A 12,578-nucleotide genomic window follows, 5' to 3' on the forward strand; every position below is an offset into this window, starting at 1 on the left:
TCACTTAAGTAATGAAATCAACGTAGTTATCTTTCACTATCACATTAAATGTCGCATTTGGATAAGCTTTTTCAAATGCTTTAGGAGTGTATACTTTAGATGCTTCCCAATTACATTTAAAAGCCGCAATTTCCTGCCTATTATTTACTTCAACAAGATCCAACTCCTGTTGATCGTACGTTCTCCAAAAATAATATCAAGGATTACACCCTTTATAACCGTTGGATTTTATTCTTTCAGCGAGTATATAATGTTCCCATAGTTGGCCGACGTCATTTCTATTTTGGATGGGACTAAAATTATTTATAAGAGCATTCCTAATACTCCTAATTAACGTTTTTTGCATATAATATTATAAATAATAATTATCTTAACCCTTAACCGGCATCATTGCCATGGGAAAAGAATTGTATCTACAAAAGGGAGCTTTTTAAAAAATATCGTAATTTTCCAGATCGTTTTGGAACGACCTGCCAACATTATTCTTTAATATAAAAGGTAGCCATACGTAGTTAGGGTAGCAAATAGTCACATACAGATGTTATTGATCTGTAAGTGACTGATTTCTATTATTATGAATTTCAATAGCTGAACTTATTTACCGCTAGTGAGGCATGAGAAGTGACGTAAAGAAATACACTTCATGGGATGACCAAATGTTAGTGAGCGCAATGCAGCTTCACTCGGATATCTATGCCTTCGAAGAAATATATAAAAGGCATTGGTTCAGGCTTTTCGGCTATGCCAAAAACCAGTTGGACAACGATCAGGAAGCAGAAGAACTGATTCAATCGCTGTTTGAAAAACTTTGGGTCAACCGCCAGAAAGTCAATGTTACAAACATCGGGGCTTACCTTGCCGTGGCACTTAGAAATAGTTTGATGGATGTATTCCGCAAGCGCCAATCTGCCCTTAAATTTAAAGCGACCTTACCCGGTGAGCCCGTTTCGAATGTTACGGAGGATGATGTAAACCGCAACTTATTACTTGAATCTATTGAAACCGTATTAGCAGAATTACCCGAAAAAACACGGGATGTATTCCAACAAAGCCGCTATGAAAATCGTAGTGTCAAGGAAATTGCCGGCAACCTCGATCTTTCGGAAAAAGCGGTTGAATACCATATCACCAAGGCAATTAAATTACTAAAACAGCGTCTCAAGGGCTATTTACCTACTGTCATTATATTTTTTTTAATTTTTCTTTAGGGATTCTTTAAGGTTATACGTCCTTAAAGTATATGAGCCAACCCGAATTTGATTCCTTGTTAGAAAAATACCTCGCCGGAAAATGTTCCCAGGCCGAGGAAGCCGCTGTTTTGGAATGGTACCAAACCTTTATCCAAGACAGCGATATTTCCATGTCTGCATCCGAAAAGGAAGGCTTAGAAAGAAAAGTTTGGTCAAATATCCGCTCCAATATCCGGTTGGATCGTAAAATCTTCGCAATTAATTCTATTTGGAAAAAGATAGGCGTTGCCGCAAGCCTGCTTCTGATCAGTGGCTTAGGCGCTTATTTAATAAACAGGGAAATTCACAACGCCAGTCCAACAATCGCTTTCGATGATGTTGCGATCCCGGCCAACTATACATCCACTTCCAACGACTCAAAGGAAACTAAAACAATCCAGTTGATAGATGGCTCCTCCGTTTCATTACAGCCGGGGAGTAAAATCTACTATCCCCGCCAGTCATTTAATGGAAATTCCCGGGATGTGTTCCTGGCCGGGAATGCTTTTTTCGAGGTAGCAGCTAACCCCGATCAACATTTTATGGTATATACTAGCGAAGGGATGATAGCCGAAGTTTTGGGTACAAGCTTTTATGTATTGCAGGATACTGAACGAAAAAAAGTGGAAGTTGAAGTAATCAGTGGAAAGGTTTCCGTTTATGAACATCATGGTCGTTCGAGACACCGGGAGCGGGATACAGCTAGTAGCGTAATCCTTAGTCCAAATCAAAAAGTGACTTATAAACCGGAACATAACCGGTTCGTTACCACCTTGGTAGAAAAGCCGCAACCGGTTAAGATACATGCTGATCAGGAAACATTCTCTTTTGAAGAGGCGAAGTTATCGACCGTACTGGAGACCTTGGAAGATGTATACGGAATTCAAATCGAGGTAAATAATCCCGGCTTTGCAAATTGTCATTTCACCGGGGATATTTCCAAGCAGGATCTTTACGAAAAATTGGACGTGATCTGTAAGTCGGTACAGGCTGCTTACGAAATAAAAGGAACGATGATTTATATCAATGGCAACGGGTGTAAATAGTAAACAAATAAGCAATTAATTATAAATATTAATATTTCCACGAACACTAGTTAAAACTGATTGCCTATGTAATGTAGTATTCAAAAAAAGGCTGGTAATGTAGGGCATTACCAACCTTTGAAAAGATGCTATAACCTTTTAGGGGAAGGTTATGGCTGATGATGCCCGAAACTGATCTTTAACGAACAAAATCCACTACAAGTTATGAAAAAAATACGATGGTCTGTCGTAATTCACCACATTATGAGGATAACCTGCATACAACTTATTCTCGCTACTATCTTTACTTTTTCCTTGTACGCTAACGAGGCACATTCTCAATCCGTACTGGAAAAACAGATATCATTATCTGCCGATAAAATGGCTATGCGGGATGTATTGAAAGAAATCAAACAACAAACTGGTGTTAAGTTTACTTACAGCAGTGATGTGGTTGACCTGGGCAGGAAAATCTCCTGTAACCTTGCCGGTACCCGGTTGAAAGCATTCTTTGAAACTGTGCTCCAACCGATCGGTATCGATTTTAAAGTTATCGATGATGAACAAATATTATTATACCAAGCCGCTGTCATCAATAAAACGGCTGTAGCTGATATAAAAATTTCCGGTACCATAAAATCCGAATCGGGCGAATCATTACCCGGGGTTTCTATCCGTATCAAGGGAACCAGCAATGGTACTACTACCGATGCAAACGGTAATTTTACCCTTGCTGTGCCCGGTAAACAAAGTGTATTGGAAGTATCTTATATCGGTTACCAATCGCAAGAAATTACCGTAGGTGAACAAACTACCTTGAATATCATCTTAAAATTAGAAGATAGCAAATTGAACGAAGTAGTTGTAGTGGGTTACGGTACGCAAAAGAAGAAAGACTTAACCGGGGCAGTTGCCGTGGTAGGTTCCGAAGCAATTGAAAATAGGCCCATCGTAAGCGCCGCCGCAGGTTTACAAGGACAAGCGGCCGGGGTAAACGTATTTGCAGCTTCCGGTAAGCCCGGTTATGGTTTAACAGTAAGCATCCGCGGTACCACTTCTTTGAATGCAAAGAATGATCCCCTTTATGTAGTAGATGGTGTGATCGTTGAAAATATTGATTTCTTAAACCCTAACGACATCGCCAGTTTTTCCGTATTGAAAGACGCGGCCTCTGCCGCTATTTACGGCGCTAGCGGTGCTAACGGTGTCGTATTAATTACTACGAAAAAGGGTAAATCAGGTAAAGCTACCGTAACGGTAAATGCTTATACCGGTTTCTCCAACTTCGCTAAAAAAATCGATGTATTAAACCGTGATCAATACCTGGACCTGATCCATGAGATGGGTTATGTGGATGATGGAACTGAAAATACCGATTGGCAAGATGTTACTTTCAAAACCGGTCATGAGCAAAACCTACAATTAGGCGTTTCCGGCGGCGATGAAAAAAACCGTTACTATATTTCAGCGGGTTATCAGAAGCAACAAGGCGTGGTAGCCCCGGCCGATTACGATCGCTATTCCGTTCGTGTAAACCTCGAAAACAAGGTGAAAGAATGGATGACACTTTCTACCAATTTAGCATATTCCCGTGCCGTTTCCATAGATGTACCGGATAATAGCGGCGTTGCAAGAGGCGGTACTATCTTGTCTGCTTTAAGCACCCCTCCAACTTTAGGCATCTGGAAATCGCCCGGTGTATATTCTGCTAACGTGAACCAAGCTAGTATGATGAACCCGATCGCATTCGCGTTCGCCCCTGATCAAAAAACCAGGGACAACCGCGTGATCGGTAATATGGCGGCTGATTTCAAGATCGCCAAAGGATTATCTTTCCGCTCTAACTTCGGTATCGAATCACAAGGAAACCGTTACGATTATTTCTTGGATCCTTATTCCACTGATTTGGGTCGTGATAAAAATGGTTACGGCATCTCAACTTCCATCGAGCGATTCGTTTGGTTGTGGGAAAACACCTTGAACTATAAGACTGATATTGAAAAACATCATATCGAAGCATTGGTAGGTCATACCATGCAAGAATCCGATTACAATTACAGTCATATCGTAGCCCGCGAATACCCTAACGGATCAGTAGGTAATATTAACGCGGCAGCTATTAAGGAACCGGGTACCATTACAACCAAATCACAATGGTCTAAAAGATCTTACCTAGCAAGGTTGAACTATGCTTATGCAGATAAGTATCTTTTACAAGCAAACGTCCGCTATGACGGATCTTCCCGTTTTCCTTCTTACGGTCGCTTCGGTTGGTTCCCATCAGTATCCGCTGCTTGGAGAATTAACAAGGAAGACTTTTTCCATGCCACTTGGGTTGACGATTTGAAACTGCGTGTAGGTTGGGGTAAGACAGGTAATGACGGTATAGGAGATTACGATTACTACGGCCGCTTTACACCAGATGGTACCGGTGGTTTAGCTTATAACAATATCGCCAAAGACTCCTTGAAATGGGAAAAAACAGCACAAACCAATATCGGTGTTGACCTCAGCATCTTAAATGGCAGGTTAACATTCACGGCTGACGCCTATTTGAAAAAAACCTCGGACCTGTTAGTAGCAGTACAAACTGCACCATCTTCAGGATTTAACAACCAGGTATTTAACGTGGGGGAAATTCAAAACAAAGGTTTAGAATTCGGGGTCAACGCGGTAGCTGTCGATAAAGCAGTAAGATGGGATATCAACGGTAACATTTCCTTTAACCGCAACCGTGTAAACAGCTTGGGTAGATATACCAAGATACTGAACTATGGCGGCATTTACGAAAGAACTAGCGCCATCCGCGTTGAACCGGGAAGGCCTTTAGGTAGCTTCTACGGTTATATTTCCGACGGGGTAGATCCGAACACAGGAAACATCATGTACCGTGACCTGGATAAAAGCGGGGGCCTTTCAGATGGCGACCGTACTTATATCGGTTTAGCTCAACCTAAGTTCATTTACGGTTTGACAAATAATGTTCGTTGGAAAAATTTAGAATTGAACGTGTTTTTCCAAGGAGTGCAGGGTAATGATATGTTCAACGCTTCAAGGATAGAGTTGGAAGGTATGTATGATTCTAAAAATCAAAGTACCGCGGTGTTAAGAAGATGGACAACGCCCGGGCAGGTTACCGATATTCCTAAGGCTACTAAAGGTTCCAACGACAATAGCTTGGTATCTACAAGATTTATTGAAGATGGGTCATACTTACGCTTGAAAGCCTTAACAGTAAGTTACAACTTAACACATCCATTAGTTACTAAAGCAGGTTTCAACAGGTTGCAATTTTACGTAACAGTTCAAAACTTATTTACGATTACAAACTATAGCGGTTTTGATCCGGAAGTTAGTCAGAATAATCCGAACGGACCGGCATTGGGTATCGATTATGGTACTTATCCACAATCCCGCTCCTTTATTTTCGGTGTGAACGCTGCATTTTAATAATCGTTAAAAGATTCCATTATGAAGAAACATTTCTCAAAATATATCATAGCTCCCGGCCTAATTTTGGCACTGGGCATGTCGGCATGTACCAAGGACTTTTTGGATAAAAAACCGATTTCGGAAGCATTACCAGAAGACGTTACAGCACAACCTTTGCTCGATGCTGCTTATAATAACATGTATGATGAATATTACACGAACGACTACCTTGTGAACGGCGATGTAATGTCTGATAATGCATATGCGGGCGGCGATAATGTGGCCAACTTCTCGATAGATAAATACACCGTAAACTCTACCAATGGTAACGTGGTGCGCGATTGGAGGTATTTATATACAGATATCAAGAATTGTAACCTGATTCTTAACTTCGTGCCAACCATGCAAGACCCCAATATTACGGAGGAACGCAGGGAACAAATTTTGGGCGAAGCAAGTTTTCTAAGGGCTTGGCATTATTTCAACCTTGTTAGGTCCTGGAAAGAAATGCCAATTCCTACTGAAGTTCCTTCCAATTTAGGCGAAATGTATTTGCCGAAACAATCATCCGACTCGGTATTTAAAAGAATCCTAGCTGATCTTGATTTTGCGGCAACCAGGGTGCGTTCAACTTCTGAATTGGCCAATGGTCGCGACTCCATCTCTACCGGGGCTGTTAATGCATTGTATGCCAAAGTTTATGCTACGATGCCAAACCCTGACTGGAATAAAGTTGTAGAATACTGCACTAAGGTCGAGGATGCCGGTTATATCCTGGAACCCGAATTTGCAAAACTGTTTGCAATGGGAACCGTCAATAATCCTGAATCTATTTGGGAAACGCAATATGATGGCGTAGTACACCAAAACTGGATTGCCGGGATGAATACACCGTTCATGTGGGGCGATTGGAAGAAATTCAACATTCCTTCACATACGATCGTCAATGCTTACCTTGATGAAAAAGATACCGTACGTTACAAAGCAAGCATCGTGTATGTAACGCCAAGTTGGACAGATGATTATTGGGGTATACCAACCCCGGTTATCGGTAAGTATACCGACTCCGAAGGACGTAATACTACTTACCGTCTACGTTTAGCCGATATTCTCTTATTAAAAGCGGAAGCATTGGTAGAACTGAACCAGCTTGCTGATGCCCCGGGTGGCGCTGCATACTATATTAACATGGTTCGTCAAAGGGCGCACCTGGGCAAAACAACCGCAACAACAAAAGAAGATCTGAAATTAGCTGTTGAGAAAGAAAGACAATTGGAACTCGCTTTCGAAGGGCACCGTATGTTTGACCTGATCCGCACTAAAAGAGCGGTAACTGTCATGAACTCGGTTAAAGACGGCGATGGCAATCCTTTGAATTACAATGTAACAGAAGATGAATTGTACTTCCCTATGTCTCAAACTGAAATAGACAACAACCCTAATATTAATAACTAATTTCTTCTAAATTATATCTCTAAAAAGCCTGGGCTTGTTACCAGGCTTTTTACTTAAACCATTTACAACATGAAGCATTTACCTTTATTGGCTTGCGTGTTCTCATTAATATTTACTTGCTGTAATAACCCGGCGCAACAAGGGGATCCGGTAAAAGTATGGATAACCAAAGCTGATCAATCTGCCCTGCTGGAATTACAAAACCAAGATATCCGCTTTCAACCTGCTACCCAAGATTCCGGCATCGTGATTAAAGTTGATACCACTCAAAAATTCCAGGAAATTGATGGCTTCGGTTATACCGTCACAGGTGGTAGTGCCAGGATGATTAACCAGATGTCTGCCACTGCAAAACAAAAACTTTTACAAGAGCTCTTCGGTGATAAAGATGGTATACAAGTAAGTTATATCCGCATCAGCATCGGCGCGTCCGACCTGAATGACCATGCCTTTAGTTACGATGATGTACCTTCCGGGCAAACGGATTTGTCGTTATCACATTTCTCCCTGGCACCCGATATGGCCAATGGTACCGGACTAATTCCATTGTTAAAAGAAATTATTGCTATCCGTCCAGGTATCAAGATATTAGGTTCGCCATGGAGCCCCCCGGTTTGGATGAAAGATAATGGTAATTCGATCGGCGGTTCATTGAAAAAAGAGTACTACCCGGTTTATGCGGATTATTTCGTAAAATATTTACAGGCAATGGAGGCCGAAGGCATTCATCTCGATGCAATTACCATCCAAAATGAACCTTTGCATGACGGGAATAATCCAAGCCTGAAGATGGTAGCGGAAGATCAAAGAGATTTTGTCAAAAATAACCTCGGACCGGCTTTCGAGAAGGCAGGTATCAAAACAAAAATCATTGTTTACGATCACAATCTTGATAAGCCCGATTACCCGGTGACTATACTAGCCGATACCGCGGCAGCTAAGTATGTAGACGGTTCTGCTTTCCATCTGTATGCAGGCGAGGAATCGGCCATGTCGAAAGTACACGAGGCCTATCCAAACAAAAATTTATACTTCACCGAGCAATGGACTGGTTCACTTACCCCGTTCAGTAAAGATTTATTATGGCATACTAAGCACGTAATGATTGGTACCTTGCGCAATTGGAGCCGCATTGCCCTTGCATGGAACCTTGCCAGCGACTCTGCTTATCTGCCGCATACTCCCGGTGGTTGTTCCCAATGCAAAGGTGCCTTAACGATAACAGGTGATGAGGTTACAAGAAATGTAGCTTATTATACGATTGCACATGCCTCCAAATTTATACCCGTTGGTTCGGTGCGTGTAGCTTCCAATTCGGACGGCCCCATTCATACCGTGGCATTTATAACACCCGGCGGGGGAAAAGTATTATTAGCAATGAATGAAAGCAAAGAAGCCGTAAAAGTTGATATACAATTTAAAGGTAAATCAATCATATACACTTTCCCTGCTGAAACTATTCTTACCTTTAACTGGTAAACCAGAATTTTACATGATGAAAAAGCTTCTTTTACCTTTTGCTGTTTTAGCTTTTACTGCTTGCCAACAACAGGCGAAGCAGGAGGGTTCGGAAAACAAAGCGCTCCCGATAAGTAATCCTGGATCCGTGACTGTTTATACCACGGCAGATTCCGCCGGTTTACGCATTGCCAAAACGGCAAGCTTACCGTTCGTAGATATGCCGCAACCCTTGGAAACACAGCCTTGCATTTTTATCGATCCAAGGAATCAATTCCAAACTATTACAGGTATAGGCGCTGCTTTAACCGATGCGGCAGCAGAAACTTTCGCAAAGCTTCCAACAGGAAAGCAACAGGAATTTTTAAAAGCATATTTTGATACAACCGCGGGAAATGGTTATACCATGGCCCGCACGCATATCAACAGTTGCGATTTTTCAAGTGGTTCTTATACATATGTGAAAGATGGCGATACAGCCTTAACCAGCTTCGATATCTCCCATGATAAACAATACCGTATTCCATTTATCAAGCAATGTATTGCCGCGGCCGGGGGGAAGCTCGGGATGCTCGTAAGTCCTTGGAGCCCGCCTGCATTCATGAAGGACAACAACAACATGTTGGAAGGTGGCAAATTAAAACCGGGGTACCGTCAACATTGGGCTGATTATTACGTAAAGTTCATCCGGGCTTACGAAGCGGAAGGTATCCCGGTTTGGGGTTTAACCGTGCAGAATGAACCGATGGCCAAGCAACGCTGGGAATCCTGCATCTATTCTGCCGAAGACGAACGTGACTTTATCAAGGCTTACCTGGGACCTACTTTGCAAAAGAACGGCATGCAAGATAAAAAGCTGATAGCGTGGGATCATAACCGTGACCTGATCTTCCAAAGGGCCAGTACCATCCTGAACGATCCCGAAGCGGCCAAATACGTTTGGGGCATCGGCTTCCATTGGTACGAAACCTGGACCGGCGGCGATATGCAATTCGATAACCTAAGATTGGTTCATCAAGCTTTCCCGGGCAAACATTTAGTTTTTACGGAAGGTTGCAAAGAGAAGTTCAACCTGGATAGCGTGTATAATTGGTCCCTGGGAGAACGTTACGGTAATTCTATGATCAATGATTTCAACAATGGCACCGTGGCATGGATCGACTGGAATATCCTTCTTGACGAAACCGGTGGACCTAACCACGTGGGCAACCTCTGCTTCGCGCCTGTTCATGCAGATACCCGTAGCGGGGAGTTGATCTACACCAATGCATATTATTACATTGGTCATTTCAGCAAATTCGTTCGCCCCGGTGCAAAAAGAATCGCCGCATCGTCTAGCAGGTCACAATTACAGACAACTGCATTTCAAAATATTGATGGAAGTATTGTAGTAGTAGTATTAAATACTACTTCGCAAAGAATTCCTTACAACTTATGGATCAATGGAAGGGCTGCCGCTACTGAAAGTATGCCGCATTCTATTGTAAGCTTAGTACTATAAAGTGTACGTGGAACTTATAAAGCTCCCTGGTCTGTTCCCGGACCGGGGATTTTTTTTTGCTGGAAAATATTCATATAACGGGTTAACGAAACTTCGATACATCGGTTGCACTGGGACCGTAACTGGTCCATACAGCGCAGAAATCAAACGGCAATTGATTTAACAGTTCATCAATATCGAAGCCCGGTAATTGATCCAAGCAAGTGATAACAAGGTTTTTCCGGATCGATTGTTCCCCGTGATACACTTGGTCCGTCATGATACTATACCTTATTAAACCGGGATCTAATTTTGAAACCCTAAAGGCTCCTTGGAAATCATTTTCTATATTTGTTTCCCCTTCCGTATTTATTAGACTTAGCTTCTCATTATTCGACATTGGCCCATTGCCATGGCGCGTCTGATAGCATCTACTTACATAATAGATTTCGATATCCTTTATATCAACATTAACGGATTGTATGATGGAGAGTGCATTTTGGGAAGTAGTACCGCTCCAGGTAGTATGGGGATGGATGCCATGTGCTTGATCCAATAATATCCCTTGGCTACCTTCAAATATAATATGCTGGTAAGAATTGTATAACTGCCCGAAGGGAATAACCCTTGTAAAACGAAGGGATTGTTGACAAAACTCTATATATTTTTCTTCATCATAATCTTCAAGTTCATTTTTATACAAATCAACTAAACCCGGTTGCGACGTATTCCCGGTTTTCTGTTCATAATAATGCTTTACACCTTGTAACCGTTGCTCAAACATCCATGGAAAAAGTAGATCCTTCGCATAAAGCGTAACGCCACAGGCGTTCCTTTCAACGGTTGCTCCAAAACCAACGCCGCAGCTACCATGTTTTTGTAACCGTTCGGAGGCCCGGTTATAAGCCACATCGTACATAGTCGTCACCATGCAAAGCGGATGTACAAACAATTGTGGTTGAAATGTGCGTAAATGTTCGTATTCCACCATTGTAGCGGGAGGAAAGATGGTCGTATATTCTGAATAATAGGTAGGAATACCTCTAAAAGTGCCTGCACCAAAGTTGCTGAATGTATGTCTACGCTTATCCAGCGCAACGGTATGCCCCACTTGATGACCGCCTGAAAACCGGCATACTAGCACTTTTTCATTACTTCGGGATGCAAGGAAGTCAATAGTAAGTCCTTTCCCTGCATCACCGAAGCCAGTATCTAAAACGATTGAAAATTGCATATCTTATTATAGCATATCTTCCACGGTAATATTATCCGTATTATTATTCTTCTTGTTAAATTGACTGATAACAAGTTGCGCAATTTGCTTAGCGATCTGTTTATAATCTTTTACAACGATAAACCGTTCGCCTAAAAGTTCTTTCCAAACGCCTTTTCTCATATCTGTAGCGGAATAAGCATCATGCTCTACATGCAAGTGAAATACTTCGTACATTTTCGAAGCTTCCCGGATGATGTCTGCAGTGCTAATGGTGCGTGCTTCCGTTTCAGAAGTGATGCGTTTGATTACGTCGGCAGGTATGTTTGCCAGGCAAGGTTCATCCCCGATCGTGAATAGGAATCCTTTCTGTTGGCGTTTCTCCCAACAATCGATGCTGGTATGCCTTGCAGCGATCAAATGCGCCAGGTTGTAACCTTCGGCATTATTTCCACCGCCGCCACCTTCGAGATATACTTTGGTTAACCAGCGATCCAACAGTTCCGCGGATGATTCAAACTGTCCTACCTGCAAAGGTGCCCGGTCATAAATAAAGTCCCCGATGCCTAAGAACAATACTTGCGGATGTTGAATACCCGCTTCCATCAGGGAGCCGACAAGGTCGGGCAATGTATTCTTAACGATATCTTCCGGTATAAAACCCATACTACCGGTAACATCCAATCCCACGATGATCGACAAGGATTCCGGGTGTTCTTCCGAATCGCGGGACTCTCTCTTGATTACCGTTTTCGGATCCATTTCGGGATCAATAGCTCTTGCCGTAAAAATTTCTTCCCTGGATTTATTGTCATATGACTTAACCGTTCTTAGACGTGTGTACGATTCGTAACTAAACCTTCCTGATCCCATAATTATAAATTTAAATTTCCACCGAATAAATGCTGGTATCTCCTTACTGCCAGCTCCAACTTAATTTCAAGGTTCCTGATCTTCACTGCTAGTTCTAAATCCTTACTCACGAACGACTTGGCATCGAAATCAGAGGCGAGTACCAGGCTGTTGGCATCCGTGGGACTCATATCCAGCATATTTTCCTGCTCCCTTTTCAATTTTTTAATCATCAGTGACAGGTCTTCCGTTTCGCGCTTGTAGATTAACTGGGCATCTTCCGCGATCGCGATAGCACGGTCTTCACGAATTTTGGCATTATTGCGGCGCAAGGAATCTATAAACGCGCCTCCGTTGTTTGTATCCGGCATTTCAACTTTTTTAAAGGTTAAATGATGACTACTATTTGTATTTAAATATGTAAAATATTAATT

The 12,578-nt window shown here is 42.2% G+C and carries 9 protein-coding genes; 6 read left to right on the forward strand and 3 right to left on the reverse strand.

Features of this window, described 5'->3' with window-relative positions:
* Positions 1-614: 614 nt before the first annotated feature.
* The 6 genes from COR50_RS02540 (at position 615) to COR50_RS02565 (ending at position 10,100) form a co-directional block, all read left to right on the forward strand.
* Positions 615-1,208, forward strand: coding sequence for an RNA polymerase sigma factor (locus COR50_RS02540; protein ID WP_098192522.1), 594 nt, complete (start codon positions 615-617; stop codon positions 1,206-1,208).
* A 32-nt stretch (positions 1,209-1,240) separates the two neighbouring features.
* Complete coding sequence (locus tag COR50_RS02545) at positions 1,241-2,275, forward strand: FecR family protein (RefSeq protein WP_098192523.1); 1,035 nt, start codon at positions 1,241-1,243, stop codon at positions 2,273-2,275.
* 204 nt (positions 2,276-2,479) lie between these two features.
* A complete protein-coding gene (locus COR50_RS02550) occupies positions 2,480-5,704 on the forward strand; it encodes a SusC/RagA family TonB-linked outer membrane protein (protein ID WP_198405761.1) in 3,225 nt (1,074 codons plus the stop codon).
* Between the two features lie 21 nt (positions 5,705-5,725).
* Positions 5,726-7,141: a RagB/SusD family nutrient uptake outer membrane protein gene (locus COR50_RS02555; protein ID WP_198405762.1), complete on the forward strand. Its 1,416-nt coding sequence runs from the start codon at positions 5,726-5,728 to the stop codon at positions 7,139-7,141.
* Between the two features lie 69 nt (positions 7,142-7,210).
* Positions 7,211-8,620, forward strand: a complete 1,410-nt coding sequence (locus COR50_RS02560; RefSeq protein WP_098192524.1) for a glycoside hydrolase family 30 protein — start codon at positions 7,211-7,213, stop codon at positions 8,618-8,620.
* Positions 8,621-8,633: 13 nt separating this feature from the next.
* Positions 8,634-10,100, forward strand: coding sequence for a glycoside hydrolase family 30 protein (locus tag COR50_RS02565; RefSeq protein WP_098192525.1), 1,467 nt, complete (start codon positions 8,634-8,636; stop codon positions 10,098-10,100).
* An 82-nt stretch (positions 10,101-10,182) separates the two neighbouring features.
* On the opposite strand, the gene COR50_RS02570 is transcribed toward COR50_RS02565, so the two are convergent.
* The 3 genes from COR50_RS02570 to COR50_RS02580 are packed head-to-tail and all read right to left on the reverse strand — an operon-like array spanning position 10,183 to position 12,515.
* Entirely contained in the window at positions 10,183-11,313 is a 1,131-nt protein-coding gene (locus COR50_RS02570) for an adenylosuccinate synthetase (RefSeq protein ID WP_098192526.1), read from the reverse strand.
* Positions 11,314-11,319: 6 nt separating this feature from the next.
* A complete protein-coding gene (locus COR50_RS02575; RefSeq protein ID WP_098192527.1) occupies positions 11,320-12,165 on the reverse strand; it encodes a hypothetical protein in 846 nt (281 codons plus the stop codon).
* A 2-nt stretch (positions 12,166-12,167) separates the two neighbouring features.
* The gene (locus tag COR50_RS02580; RefSeq protein ID WP_098192528.1) at positions 12,168-12,515 is read right to left on the reverse strand and encodes a hypothetical protein; all 348 of its coding nucleotides are present in this window, start codon (positions 12,513-12,515) and stop codon (positions 12,168-12,170) included.
* Between the last annotated feature and the right edge of the window lie 63 nt (positions 12,516-12,578).

Source organism: Chitinophaga caeni (assembly GCF_002557795.1).
Taxonomy (GTDB): Bacteria; Bacteroidota; Bacteroidia; order Chitinophagales; family Chitinophagaceae; genus Chitinophaga; species Chitinophaga caeni.